Raw genomic sequence first — 13405 nt, 5'->3', positions numbered from 1 at the left:
GCGGGCGGGCTTCGACCAGCGCTGCTCGGTTCCACGTGTGAAGGATCCTGCGCCGACCGTCGCTGCGCCTCTGCAACACGTTCAGCCCATTTCCAGCGAGCTTCACCTTCGTGCCGCTCTCTAGGAAACCGGTCCCCGCCCAGCGCTGACACGCCGAGTAGACTGTCCTTCCCATCGCTTCATGATCCTCACAGCCCTGGACTTCAGACCTGAGGAGCACTCTTGGCTGCCGGCACCCGATCGAGGGACGCCTTTCGTGACTACGATCGCATCGGAGCTGTAGTATCTGCTGAAGACGCCCGCCGCGCCGGTGCGGTGAGCCTCAGCCCATTCGATCGCCGCGCCTTTGCAGGGGATTGCAGCGCATTGGACAAGACCGCACTTCAGGATGCCAGCATTCCGCTAGCAATCAATCGGGTAGCGAAATCACTGAGCGACGGACGCTCCATCCTATTGGATTATTTTAGGGCAAATACTGATGTTTCGGCAAGCACCATGATCGCTCCGCCTGTCGCGTTCTGCTCGGCATCGCCGAAATCGACATGGTTGCGGCCATCGGTCTGATGTCGCTGGCCATCGGTTCCGCGCGACAGCAGGTGAGGCAATTGGCGAACGAGGGATCATCGGCGATGTCAAAGACGTCTGCGGCCACGCTTGCCCTGTCGATGATGATCGCGGCCCCTGCGACCGCATGGAGCTTCGGCATCGCCGGGTGCCCCGATCTCCCCGCATACAATCGGGCATTGGGGACCCTCCAGGGGATCTCGACCTGTGGCATGTCCGTCGAGGAGGCCCGTCGCGTCATCGCGGATCATGACGGTCCTCCGGTAGCGGCACCGCCGGTCGCACCGGCGCCGGTGATCGCATCGAAGCCGCGAGCGGAGCACCGGCATCACCGGACGCGGACGCGGCACAGGGCGGCACACCGTCGGCGAGCCGTCACCGGCCAGGCGGATTGACCTGGATACCGATCCGCGGCGACGCGGCGCGCCCGGCATGTGTCATGGCAGCGCCGTCCAGCCCGCCAACGGGCAAAGCGTGCTACGAGGGCTGGTCAGTCGCATTCCTCGCTACCTGATCGGGAGATATCGATGCCGTCCCTCAGCTGGCTGATCTCCAAGACCATGCAGTTCTTTCTCGGCAGCGCGCAGGAGCGCCGAGCCGACGCTGCAGCCCGCGAAAAGGGAGCCGGGACATTCGACGACACGGCCAGGGCGCGTGGCCGGAACTTCGACGACGATTACAGAGCTGCGACGACGATGCTCAAGACGCGCGTCGATAGGGAGTTTCCCGACAGCTACTACGCAAGGCTGAGTTCCAAGAGTAACAGCTCGTACGATTATGGGCAGGATCGGGCCCTCGCCGTCGACACCATGTCGACCGCCATAGCGATGGCTCTGCGAGGGGGAGCGACCGTCCGACAGGCCGCCGATGCCGGTGCGGCGAGCGTCGGCATCTGAGCAGCGGCCGGCCGGCATTAAAGCTGCGTGGCCGACCGACAGCTTTGCCCGTCCCGCAGGTCTATCGGTGCGGGAGCCCGGCCGCAGCCCCGCGCCGCTGCTCCCGGATAAATCCCGATGGACGGCACGCGTTATGCGTCGGCGCGGATCAGGTCGGCCGCCTTCTCGGCGATCATGAACACCGCCGCCTGCGTGTTGCCGGAGACGATGCGCGGCATGATCGAGGCGTCCGCCACGCGCAGGCCCGTCACGCCGCGCACGCGCAGGTTCGGATCCGTGACCGACCCGGGATCGCCACCCATGCGGCAGGTTCCGCAGATATGATAGATCGTCTGGCCGTCGCGACGGGCGAAAGCGAGCCAGTCCGCGTCCGTCCGGCAATCCGGGCCGGGGTTGAGCTCGGGGCCGCGGAACCGGTCCATCGGCGCCTGGGCGACGATGGACCGGGCGATCTTCATCCCCTCGACCATCGCGCGGCGGTCCTCCTCGGTGGCGAGGAAGTTCGGTCGGATCGCCGGGGGCTTCAGCGGATCGGGCGAGGCGGCGTGGATCGTGCCGCGCGATTCCGGGCGCAGTTGCGTGACGCCGATCGTCATGCCGGGCAGGCGATCGAGCTTGCGCTCGGCCGCGTTGGCGTAGCTCGCATGCATGAAGAAGTACTGCACGTCGGGTCCATCGAGCCCCGGTCGCGTCCGCACGAAGCCGTGGGCGAGGCCGGTTCCGAGCGACAGGATCCCCTGCCGGGTGGCGAGGTAGCGCGCCGCCGCCAGACCGAGGCGGAGTCCGCGGGTCTGCTCGTTAAGCGTCACCGGCAGGCGCACGCGCCAGTTCATGCGCGTGCAGTAATGGTCCATGTAGTTGGCGCCGACCCCGGGGAGCGCGTGCTGCACCGGGACGCCGAGCCCGGCGAGGATCACCGGATCGCCGAGGCCGGACAATTCGAGGATCTGCGGGGTCTGGGCGGCGCCTGCGGCGAGGATCACCTCGCCGCGGCAGCGGAAAATCCGCTCGCGCCCGGCGACCAGCGCGGCGACGCCGTTCGCTCGGTCCTGATGGAAGGTCAGCCGCAGGACCTGCGCGTCCGTCACGACCGCGAGGTTCGCGCGCCCTAGCGCCGGCCTCAGGTAGGCGTCGGCAGCGCTGATCCGTCGACCGCCTCTCTGGTTGACCTGGTAATAGCCGAAGCCGTCCTGGCTCGCCGCGTTGTAGTCGGGATTGCGCGGATACCCTGCAGCCTGCGCGGAGGCGATGAAGGCCTCGGCGATGGCCGGACGCTCGGCCACCTCGGTGAGCGGCAGCGGTCCGCCGCGCGCCCGCAGCGGATCGGGGGCGCCATCGAAATCCTCCAGCTTGCAGAAGTAAGGCAGCACGTCCGCGGAGCCCCACCCGCGACACCCGGCCTGCGCCCAGGAATCGTAATCCTGCGGCTGGCCGCGCACGTAGATCATGCCGTTGATCAGCGTCGAGCCGCCGAGACCCCGGCCCCGTGGAACCGCGATCACCCGGCCGCCGGTCGCCTCCTCGGGTTCGGTCTGGAAGCGCCAGTTGTAGGCCGGGTGCTGGAGCAGGCGGCTGAACCCGGCCGGGATCGAGACCCAGGGACTGCGCGCGCGCCCCCCAGCCTCGAGGAGGAGCACCCGCTGCGTCCCGGTCTCGGTCAGCCGGTTGGCCAGGACGCAGCCCGCGGTGCCGCCGCCCACGATCACGTAGTCGAAGTCGCCCGCCTCGACGGCGTCGGTGTCGATCCGTTTCAAGATCCGGCCTCAGAGTGCGCCCATGTGACGGGCCATCAGGGCGATCTGCCGTTCCAGCATCGGCAGGCCCTTCTGGATGCGGCAGCCTGCGGCCAGCGCGGCGGCGAGCAGCGGCGTCATCTCCGGCTCCATGATCGCCTCGGCGACGAACTGTCCGTCGTGAAGGGCGGCGAGATCGAACGGGGCAGCGTCCTGCGGACGCATTCCGAGCGAGGTGCCGTTGACGAGAAGATCATGGTCCGGCTGAGCGCCTTCCGCCGCGACGACGAGTGTCGGGTAGGCCGCGCGCAGGCGGTCCACCAGCGCCTGCGCGCGGCCGGCGGTGCGGTTCAAGATCGTCAGGCGCGCGACGCCCGCCTCGGCCAGGGCGAAGGCGATGGCGCTCGCGGCGCCGCCCGCCCCCGCGAGCGCCGCATTACGGCCGCGGGGCTCCAGGCCTGAGGCGCGCAGGGCCTCGACGAAGCCGATTCCGTCCAGCATCGTGCCGATCATCCGGCCGTCCGCCTCGCGCCGGACGCAGTTCACGGCCCCGATCTGCTCGGCCTCGCGGGTGAGCGCATCGCACAGGCCGGTCATCGTCGTCTTGTGCGGGACCGTGGCGATGAAGCCGCCGAAATTGCGCAGGTGCCGCAGCCCGTCCATCACGGCGGCCAGCCCGTCCGCGGTCACGTGCAGCGGGACCAGCACGCCGTCCACCCCGTGGCGGGCGAAGAGCGCCCCCATCACCGCGGGCGCCTTCACGTGGTAGATCGGATCCGCCAGGATCCCGTAGACCCGGGTGCGCCCGGTGATCCCGGCGGCGCTGATCGTCCCGTCCATGGCCGTCCTCCCGTCCATCCGCCGTCCCGGCTCACGTCATGTACAGGCCGCCGGCCACGTCGACGGTCTGCCCGGTGACGAAGCTGGCCTCGGCGGAGGTCAGGTAGAGGGCGAGATCCGCGACTTCCTCGGGGGCGCCGAGGCGGCCCATCGGCGTCAGGCGGGCCTGTTCGTCGTTGACCGCGCGGCCCACTGCCCGGACCATCGGGGTCTCGATCCGGCCCGGCGCGATCGCGTTGACGCGGATGCCGAACGGGCCGAGCTCGGCCGCGAGGTGCTTGGTGAAGCCGATCAGCCCGGCCTTCGAGGCCGCGTAGTGGCAGGCGACGATCGGCGAGTAGGTCTTGCCCGCCACCGAGGACAGGTTGACGATCCAGCCGCGCCCGGCCGCGCGCATGGCCGGCGTCAGCGCCCGGACGGTGTTGAACGCCCCCGTCAGGTTGACCGCGACGACGCGGTTCCATTCCGCCGGATCCATCTCCCAGACGCGGTGGGCCGCGCCGTCGTGCTTGGGCGAGATGCCGGCATTGTTGACCACCGTGTCGAACGGGCCGTCGAGGGCGGCGGCGGCCGCCGACAGGGCCGCCGCGACGGCCGGATAATCGGCGACGTCGAGCTGCATCGCCAGGGCTCGTCCGCCGGCGGCCTCGATGGCCCCGACCGTCGCGGCCACGTCCTCCGGGTTCACGTCGGCGACGCCGACCAGGGCGCCGCGCGCGCCGAAGCCCTCCGCGATCGCCCGGCCGATCCCGCGCCCGGCGCCCGTGACGAGGACGCGGCGGCCGGCATGGCTCGGTCGGCGCGCGATCGGATCCGGATTCGTCTCCCGCTCGATCATCTCAGATCCCCAGATAGGCGCGACGGACATGGTCGTTGTCGAGCAGGGCCGCGGACGCGTCGGCCAGCACGACCTCACCGTTCTCCAACACGTAGCCCCGGTCGGCGACCTGGAGCGTGTGGAACACGTTCTGCTCGACGATCAGCACGGTGGCGCCGGTCTTCACGATCCGGTCGACGACCGCGAAGACCTGCGCCACCACGATCGGCGCGAGGCCGAGCGAGGGCTCGTCGAACATCAGGAGCTTGGGACGCGCCATCATCCCGCGGGCGATGGCCACCATCTGCTGCTCGCCCCCCGACAGGGACCCGGCATTCTGGTCGAGCCGCTCGCGCACCCGCGGGAACAGGTCGAGCACCTCCGCGAGCGTCTCCGCCTGGCGCCCCCGCGCCGCGCGGCGGTAGGCGCCCATCAGCAGGTTCTCCCGCACCGTCATCTCGGGGAAGAGCTGACGCCCCTCAGGGATCAGGGTGACGCCCCGCTCCACCATCTCGTGGCCCGAGAGACGGGTGACGTCCTCGTCCTCGAACAGGATCCGGCCGCGGGTCGGCTTCACCAGGCCGGCGATGGTCCGCAGCGTCGTCGTCTTGCCGGCGCCGTTGGCGCCGACGATGGTCACAACCTCGCCGGCGCGCACGTCCAGCGACACGGCGTGCAGGATGCTGGTCGCGCCGTAGCCGGCATCCACGCGCTCAAGCGTGAGCATGGACGAACTCCTTGCCGAGATACGCCTCGATCACGGCGGCATCGCGCACGACGTCCTGCGGGCTGCCCTGGGCGATGATCTGCCCGGAACTCAGGACGATCACCCGGTCGGAGAGCGCCATCACCGCCTGCATGACGTGCTCGATGGCGATGATGCTGACGCCGGTATCGCGGATCGACAGCATGAGGTCGATGGCGCGGCGCACGTCGGTCTGGTTGATGCCGGCCATCACCTCGTCGAGGAGCAGCACGCGCGGGCGCATGGCCATCACGCGGGCGACCTCGAGCCGCTTGAGGCCGCCGATCGTGAGGCCGCGGGCCTCGCTCCCGAGCCAGGGCGCGAGGCCCATCCGCTCGGCGGTCTCGCGGGCGACCTCTCGGGCCTCGCGCACGTCGCGGTGGCGGTAGAAGGCGCCGACCATGATGTTCTCCTCGACCGTCATGGCCGCGAAGGGCTGCACGATCTGGAAGGTCCGGCCGACGCCGAGCGCGGCGAAATCGGCCGGTCGGCCCGGGCTGTGCCACGTCCCGTCCGGCGCGCGGACGCTCACCGATCCGGCATCGGGCTTCAGGAAGCCGGAGATCATGTTGAAGACGGTGGTCTTGCCGGCCCCGTTCGGGCCGATCAGGCCGAGGATCTCGCCCTCGCGCAGCGTGAAGCCGACATCGTTGGTCACGTGCAGGCCGCCGAAGCGCTTCTGCAGGCCCTCGACCCGGATGACGGCCTCGCCGAGCGGCCGCCGCTCCGCCGCGCGCGGCGCTGCGGCGACCGTGCCGGCCTGCACCCCGCGGGTGCCGGCGCCGGCCCGCGTGAAGCGGGATACCAGGCCCATCAGGCCGTTGGGCAGGAACAGCACGACCAGCGCCAGCACGAGGCCGTAAACCAGCCCGTGGAGCCCGAGCGCCTTGGCACCCAGCCAGCCGCGGGCGAGCTCGGTGATCGGCACGAGGAGCACCGCGCCCAGCAGCGGTCCGAACACCGTGCCCAGGCCGCCGATCAGCGCGAACATCGCGATCTGGATCGACAGGGTCAGCGAGAACACCGCCGCCGGCTCGATGAAGGTCAGGTACATGGCGTGGAAGGTGCCGACCATGGCGGTCAGCGCCCCCGACACCGCCACAGCCACGAGCCGCGTGCCCACCGTCGGCACGCCCGCGGCGCGGGCGGCCGATTCCCGCTCGCGGGTCGCCACGAGGTAGAACCCGATCCGGTGGGTCCGCATCCACCACGCGACGGCCAGCGTCAGCAGCAGCAGCCCGAAGGCGATGGCCAGGGGCGGCCAGCGGTCCCGGAACACCATCCAGGCCCAGCCGAACTTCAGCGGGATCATCAGCCCGGTGGCGCCACCGGTCAGATCCCGGAAATGCAGCGCCAGCACGCGGAAGACTTCGAGGAAGGCGATGGTCGCCAGCGAGAAGAACGGCCCGTGCAGCCGGAAGCACGGATAGCTGATGGCGAGCGCCACCAGCATGGCGAGGGCGGCGCCCGCCACCATGCCGATCCACGGGCTGATCCCGGCACCGACGAGCAGCATCCCGCAATAGGCGCCGAGCCCGTAGAAGATGCCGTGGCCGAGGGAGAGCTGGCCGGCATAGCCGCCGACGATGTTCCAGGCGGTCGAGAGCGCCGCGAAGACGCAGATCGTGATGAAGACGTGGTAGATGAACGGGTTGCCGACCGCGACCGGCACGGCCACCAGGGCCGCGAGAACGAGGGCCAGCGCCGCCGCGCCCCGGCGGGGGAACGCGGACAGTCCGGCGGACGGGGCGGCGGTGAGCGGGATATCGGTCATCGCGGCCCCCTCACGGCGAGACGTGGGACAGCCGGAGCTGTCGTCCGAACAAGCCCGAGGGCTTCAGGATCAGGATCGCCAGGAACACGCCGAAGACCGCGACCTCGCGCATGTCGGCCCCGACGTAGAAGCCCGTGACGCTGTCGATCAGGCCGATCAGGATCGCTCCGACGAAGGCGCCGCGGATCGAGCCGAGGCCGCCGAGCACGACGACCACGAAGGCGATCAGCACGAAGTAGGTGCCGCTGTTGGGCGAGGTCGGGTAGAGCGGCGCGATCAGCACCGCCGCCACGCCCACGCAGGCCGCGCCGATGCCGAAGGTCAGGGCGTAGATCCGGTTCACGTCGATGCCCATCAGCTCCGCCGCGGCGCGGTTCTGGGCCACCGCCCGGATCGCCCGCCCCGTGCGCGTCCGGGCCAGGAACGTCTGCAGCCCCGCCACCAGCAGGATCGCCGTACCGAGGATCACCACCTGTCCGAGGAGCACCCGCACCGGACCGATCTGCAGCGGTTGGCGCAGGCCCGACGGCGGGGTGTTGGCGATGTCGGCCCCGAAGACGAGGAGGGCGAGGTTGATCAGCACCGTCGACAGGCCGACCGTGGCGAAGATCTGGATGTGGTGGTCGCCCGCGGCGAGCAGCGGCTGGATCAGGAACCGCTGGGTCAGGGCGCCCAGCAGGAACAGGACCGGGACGACGAGGATCACGGCGGCGAACGGGTGCAGGCCGAGTCCGCTCACGGCGAGGTAGGTCAGGTACATCCCGACCATCAGGAACTCGCCGTGGGCGAAGTTGACGACCTTCACGATGCCGAAGATCAGGGTCAGCCCGACGCTGACGATGGCGAACAGGCCGCCGAGCATCACTCCATTGGCGAGCACCTGGAGGAAGACGTCCATCCCCGATCTCCGTGGCGGCGGCGCGGCTACTGGCGCGTCTGCATCGGGGCGACGGCGGCGCTGTCGGGATAGACCGTGACGAGCTTGCCGCCTTGCCACTGCATACCCATCATCGCGGCGCGCTCGTTCTGGTTGTTCTTGCCGAACTTGAACCCGTAGCCGACCGCGGTGACGCCGTCCTTGACGTCAATCCCCTTGGCCGCCTTGACGATGGTGTCGGGCTCGAAGCCCTTCGCCTTGTCGATGGCCTGCAGGATGAGCTTGGCGCCGACGTAGTTGTTCAGCGAGTGCCCGGAGCGCGGCGCGCCACCGTATTTCTTCTGGTAGGCCGCCACGAAGCTTTCCAGGCCGGGCGTGTACTGCGTGTTGACGAGGTACTGGGTGAAGTCGGTGTCGAGGACGCCCTCGATGACCGTGTGACCGACCGCGTCGGCGGTGGGTTGCATTGAGTATCCGCCGCCGCCTCCGATGATGGCGCCTGGCTTGAAGCCCGCCTCGTTGGCCTGTTGGAGGAACAGGACGGAATCGTTCTGGTAGGAGGTCTGGAGCAGGACGTCGATGCCGCGTCCCTTCAGGTCGAGGACTAGGGACGACATGTCGACCGTCGCGGCCGGATAGCCCTGCGCGGTGACGACGTTCAGCTTGGCCTGGGCGGCGAATTTCTTCTGGAAGCCCGCCACCGAGGTGCCGTAGCTCGAATCCTCGTAGATGATGCCGATCTTCAGGTCCCCGGGCTTCTTGCCGAGCCCGGCCGCAACCTTGTTGACGATCATCTCGACCGCGAGCTTGGCCATGTCCTCGGCCGTCGGGTTGGTGCGGTAGAGATACTGCAGGCCGCGCCCGGTCACCTCCTCGGCCACCGCGCCGAGCTCGAAATACGGGAGGCCCGACAGCTCGGCCACCTGGCTCGCGGCGATCGAGCGGGCGGACGAATAGGACCCGAAGATCGCCACCACCCGCTCCAGGGAGATGAGGCGGCGCGCCTCGCCGATCGCCTGATTGTTGTCGACCGCGTCGCCTCGGGCGAGCACGACCTTCTGGCCCTGGACGCCGCCGGCGGCGTTGATCTCGTCGACGGCGATCTCGACGCCCCGGGCGCTCTCCTCGCCCAGGAGCGCAAGCTGCCCGCTGAACGGGAACAGCGCGCCGAACTTCACGTCGGCGGCCCGAGCCGTCGTCGGGGCTGCGGCGCCCAGCGCGAGGGCGGCGGCGAGTGCACGCGCCAGAACTCTCATCGTATCCTCCCGTGTTCGGTGTCGACCCGGCGCTTCGCGCGCCTTCTCGGTGGGCCGGTCGTCGGCGTCAGTAAGCGAGCGCGTCCTTGCCCTCGAAGCTGGTGATCGGCGGGTAGGCCCGCTGGTCGGTGATCACGTCGATCACCGTCACGGCGCCGCTCGCGAGGGCCTCGCGCAGCGCCGGCGCGAGATCCCCGGGGCGCTCGACGCGTGTTCCAGCGCAACCGCAGGCCCGCGCGATCGCGGCGTGGTCCACCGCCTCGAAATCGCAGACGTCGGTGAAGTCGCCGAACAGGCTCAGCTCCGCGTGCTTCTGGTAGCCGAGGATCTGGTTGTTCAGGACCACGACCACGACCGGAAGCCGCATGCGCCGCGCCGTCTCCAGTTCCGACCAGACGTGCCCGAAGCCGCCGTCGCCGGTCACGCAGATCACGGGCGCCTCCGGTCGCGCCGCCTTCGCGCCCAGGGCGAAGGGCAGGCCCCAGCCGAGGCCCGCGATGCCGCGTGGCGTGAGGAAGCGCTGGCCGGATTTGCGCGCCGTGAGGAAGTTGGCGATCCAGATCGACGCATAGCTCGCGTCGGCGACGACGACGGTCTCGGGGGTCGTCGCCGCGTCGATCTCGGCCATGATCCGCTCGGGCCGGATCGGCGCGGCCTCCATGTCGACGAGGCGCGCCATGTCGGCGACGTGGGCCTCGCGGGCGCGGCCGATGGTGTCGGCGAGCCCCGCGCGGCGGCCCTCCAGCCCGGACAGATCCCGCTGCCGCAAGGCCTCGACGAGGGCCGCCAGCGTCAGCTTGGCGTCGCCGACGAGGCGCAGGGCTTCGTAGTTGCGGCCGACCTCGCCCCCGTCCACGTCGAGATGGATGAACCGGGCGCCCGCCGGGTAGAGCGACCAGCTGTCGGTGCCGTTCTGGTTGGTGCGGTTTCCGACCAGGAGGACGACGTCGGCTTCCGTGACGAGGGCGCGCAGATGGGACGAACGCGCCCGGGGCGCCATGAAGTAGCCGGCGACGCCCACGGAGAGCGGGTCGGTCTCGGCGACGGCGCCCTTGCCCATGACCGTGGTGGCGACCGGAAGTCCGAGGGCCTGGAGGGCGGCGAGTTCCGGATAGGCGCCGGAGGAATGGACGCCGCCGCCCGCGATGACCAGCGGGCGCTCCGCCCCGGCGATCAGGTCGGCGGCCTGCGCGATCCGGGCCGGGTCGGCGACCGTGCGGTCGAGGGGGTAGGTGCCGAGGTTGGCCGCACGGGGCGGGGCGGCGGCCTCGAAATCGGGGCGTTCGTCGAGGAGGTCGAGGGGCACCAGCAGCACCGCCGGTCCGGGCCGCCCGGACGCCGCAGCCGCGAAGGCCATGTCGACGTAATCGTCGATGCGCTCGGCGACCGCGACCCGTCGGACCCACTTGGCGACGCCGGAGAACAGGGCGAGGTGGTCGAGTTCCTGGAAGGCGTTCCGATCCGTGAAGCTGCGGTGGACGTCCTGGACGATCGCCACGACCGGTATGGACGCCTTCAGGGCTTCCGCGAGCCCCGGCACCAGCAGGGTCGCGGCGGGACCGTTCTGGGCCGCGACCACGGCGACCCGGCCCGAGATCCGCGCGTACGCATCGGCCATCGCGGCGCCCGCGTTCTCGGTGCGGTAGCCGATCTGGCGGATGCCGTGATGCGGCGCGGCCAGGAACAGGGCCGAGGGGATGCTCTGGCCGAACACGTCGCGGACCCCGTGCCGGTGGAGTGCGGCGGCGAGGGCGTGGGCGCCGCTCATGTTGGCACGCTCGGACATCGCGGACATCAGCGGCTCCCCTGCGCGGCGTCGCCCATCGTCAGGACGATCTTCCCGATGTGCTGGCCCGCATCCATCCGGGCATGGGCCTCGGCGACCCGGTCGAACGGGAACACGGAGTCGATCGGCGGCCGCACCCGCCCCGCCGCAAGCAGCGGCAGGACGTGCTCGGCGAGGGCCTCGGCGAGGCGCGCCTTCAGGGCGACCGGCCGGGCCCGCAGCGTGGAGCCCGTGAGCGTCAGCCGCTTCATCAGGAGCAGCTGGAAGTCGATCTCGGTCACCCGCGAGCCCTGCTGGAAGGCGATCTGCGCGATGCGCCCGTCGACCGCCACGGCGTCGAGGTTGCGGGCGATGTACGGGCCGCCGACCATGTCGAGGATCACGTCGGGACCCTTTCCGTCGGTGGCGGCCTTCGCGGCGGCAACGAAGTCCTCCTGCCGATAGTCGATCGCCGCATCCGCACCGAGCCTCAGGCAGGCCGCGCACTTCTCCGGCGAGCCAGCGGTGACGAGGACTGTGGCGCCGCGGGCCTTCGCCAGCAGGATCGCGGTGGTGCCGATGCCCGAGGAGCCGCCGTGGATCAGCAAGCTCTCGCCGGCCTGCAGCCGGGCGCGCTCGAACACGTTGCTCCAGACGGTGAAGTAGGTCTCGGGGATCGCCCCGGCCTCGACCGCCGGGAGGCCGTCGGGCACGGGCAGCGCGACCGCCTCGTCGACGACGGCCCACTCGGCGTAGGCGCCGCTATGCACCAGCGCCATCACCCGATCGCCGGGCCGGAAGCGCCCGGCACCGGGCCCGCGCGCCTCGACGATGCCGGCGAGTTCGAGCCCGAGCACGTCGGAGGCGCCGGGTGGCGGAGGGTATCGGCCCTCGCGCTGCATCACGTCCGGGCGGTTGACGCCCGCGGCCTCGACGCGCACGAGCACCTGGCCCTGGCCCGGCTCCGGGCGGGGCCGCTCGACGATCCGGAGGACTTCGGGGCCGCCCTGCCCTGCGGCGATGACCGCTCGCATCCCGGTGCTCATCACCCCTCCCCCTGCGTTGCGACTGCTTCGGGAAGAAGCAGCACCTTCATGGCTTGCCGGCTGCGCGCCAGCTCGAACGCCGCCCCGGCTTCGGCGAGGGGGCGTCGATGCGTGATCAGCGCTTCGAGGGTCGCGGCATGGACTGCGAGAAGGCGGATCGCCTCGTCGAAGGCCCGCGACGTGGTATCGTGCGCCGCACGTAGCTGCTTCTTGCTGCGGACGAAGCCGGTCAAGTCGAGGTCGAGGGATCCGGAATGGATCCCGGCCACAACCAGCACGCCGCCCGAGCGCAGAGCGGCCAGCCCTTCGACCACCGACCGGGCTGATCCCGTCGCCTCGATCACCCGGTCGGCCTCCCCGCCGAAGGCGTGCCGGACGGCAGCCTCCAGGCTTCCACCGCAGAGATCGGCGGTCGCGCGGATGCCGATCCGGCGGGCGAGATCCAGGCGGGCGGCGTCGTCGAGACCGGCGAGCAGCACGGCCGCGCCCCGAAGCTGCGCGACGAAGGCGATGGAGATTCCGATCGGGCCCGGGCCGAGCACCACCACCCGGTCGCCGGGCCCCAGCTCGGCCACGTCGACGGCGTTGACCGCGACCGCCAGGGGCTCGGCGAGCGCCGCGACGGTCAGCGGCAGCCCGTCGGGCAGGCGGCGGCAATTGTCGGCCGGAACCACGACCTGTTCGGCGAAGGCCCCGTCGGCGTGCAGACCGACGATCCGCCGGCCCTGGCAATGCTGCGGCCGGGCGGCGGAACAGGCCGCGCAGTCACCGCACGGCACCGTCGGCCAGCAGGTGACCCGGTCTCCGGGAGCGAGCGCCGTCACGCCGTCTCCAACCACCTGGACCGTGCCGGAAAACTCGTGGCCGAGGGTGACCGGCATGAAGGCGGTCATGAAGCCGTAGCCCGGCGTCCACTCGAAGGCGTGGAGGTCGCTGCCGCAGATACCGGCCGCGGCAACCGCGATGGTCACGCGGCCCGCGCCGGGGCCGGGCGGTGCATCGACGTGCACGAGGTCTGCCCCGAAGGCAGCCGTCGACTTGCGCAACGCAAGCATTTCCGTCCCCTGTCCGCGGCGAACCTCTCGGGCCCGG

General features: G+C 70.7%; 12 protein-coding genes. 2 read left to right on the top strand and 10 right to left on the bottom strand.

Features of this window, described 5'->3' with window-relative positions; translation table 11 throughout:
- Positions 1 to 222 precede the first annotated feature (222 nt).
- Both MKK82_RS15085 and MKK82_RS15080 read left to right on the top strand, forming a co-directional pair.
- Positions 223 to 564: a hypothetical protein gene (locus tag MKK82_RS15085; RefSeq protein WP_238289933.1), complete on the top strand. Its 342-nt coding sequence runs from the start codon at positions 223 to 225 to the stop codon at positions 562 to 564.
- A gap of 527 nt (positions 565 to 1091) precedes the next feature.
- A complete protein-coding gene (locus MKK82_RS15080) occupies positions 1092 to 1460 on the top strand; it encodes a hypothetical protein (RefSeq protein WP_238289931.1) in 369 nt (122 codons plus the stop codon).
- A gap of 131 nt (positions 1461 to 1591) precedes the next feature.
- Here the strand turns inward: MKK82_RS15080 and MKK82_RS15075 are convergent, their stop codons facing one another.
- From MKK82_RS15075 to MKK82_RS15030, 10 genes are all read right to left on the bottom strand, one after another.
- Positions 1592 to 3214 carry a GMC family oxidoreductase gene (locus tag MKK82_RS15075; protein WP_238289929.1) on the bottom strand — a complete coding sequence of 541 codons (1623 nt, stop codon included), beginning with the start codon at positions 3212 to 3214 and terminating at the stop codon, positions 1592 to 1594.
- A 9-nt stretch (positions 3215 to 3223) separates the two neighbouring features.
- A complete protein-coding gene (locus MKK82_RS15070; protein ID WP_238289928.1) occupies positions 3224 to 4033 on the bottom strand; it encodes a shikimate dehydrogenase family protein in 810 nt (269 codons plus the stop codon).
- A gap of 31 nt (positions 4034 to 4064) precedes the next feature.
- Positions 4065 to 4871, bottom strand: coding sequence for a 3-oxoacyl-ACP reductase FabG (fabG, locus tag MKK82_RS15065; protein ID WP_238289926.1), 807 nt, complete (start codon positions 4869 to 4871; stop codon positions 4065 to 4067).
- A gap of 1 nt (position 4872) precedes the next feature.
- Positions 4873 to 5577, bottom strand: a complete 705-nt coding sequence (locus MKK82_RS15060; protein WP_238289925.1) for an ABC transporter ATP-binding protein — start codon at positions 5575 to 5577, stop codon at positions 4873 to 4875.
- Positions 5564 to 7369 carry an ABC transporter permease subunit gene (locus tag MKK82_RS15055; protein WP_243986179.1) on the bottom strand — a complete coding sequence of 602 codons (1806 nt, stop codon included), beginning with the start codon at positions 7367 to 7369 and terminating at the stop codon, positions 5564 to 5566. The genes MKK82_RS15060 and MKK82_RS15055 overlap by 14 nt, the downstream gene beginning before the upstream one ends.
- A 10-nt stretch (positions 7370 to 7379) precedes the next feature.
- Positions 7380 to 8267: a branched-chain amino acid ABC transporter permease gene (locus MKK82_RS15050; protein WP_238289922.1), complete on the bottom strand. Its 888-nt coding sequence runs from the start codon at positions 8265 to 8267 to the stop codon at positions 7380 to 7382.
- 26 nt (positions 8268 to 8293) lie between these two features.
- On the bottom strand, positions 8294 to 9502 hold the full coding sequence (locus tag MKK82_RS15045) for an ABC transporter substrate-binding protein (protein WP_238289921.1): 1209 nt from the start codon (positions 9500 to 9502) through the stop codon (positions 8294 to 8296).
- A gap of 67 nt (positions 9503 to 9569) precedes the next feature.
- Positions 9570 to 11297, bottom strand: coding sequence for an acetolactate synthase catalytic subunit (locus MKK82_RS15040; protein ID WP_243986177.1), 1728 nt, complete (start codon positions 11295 to 11297; stop codon positions 9570 to 9572).
- Positions 11297 to 12313 (bottom strand): NAD(P)H-quinone oxidoreductase, encoded by a 1017-nt coding sequence (locus MKK82_RS15035; protein WP_243986176.1) that lies wholly within the window; start codon positions 12311 to 12313, stop codon positions 11297 to 11299. Before MKK82_RS15035 ends, MKK82_RS15040 begins: the two co-directional genes overlap by 1 nt.
- Positions 12313 to 13368, bottom strand: a complete 1056-nt coding sequence (locus MKK82_RS15030) for a zinc-dependent alcohol dehydrogenase (protein ID WP_238289918.1) — start codon at positions 13366 to 13368, stop codon at positions 12313 to 12315. The genes MKK82_RS15035 and MKK82_RS15030 overlap by 1 nt, the downstream gene beginning before the upstream one ends.
- Positions 13369 to 13405: the final 37 nt, after the last annotated feature.

Source organism: Methylobacterium sp. E-046 (genome assembly GCF_022829625.1).
GTDB classification, from domain to species: Bacteria; Pseudomonadota; Alphaproteobacteria; order Rhizobiales; family Beijerinckiaceae; genus Methylobacterium; species Methylobacterium longum.
The sequence above is the reverse complement of the archived record's forward strand: the minus strand, read 5'-3'. Positions and strand labels throughout refer to the sequence as shown.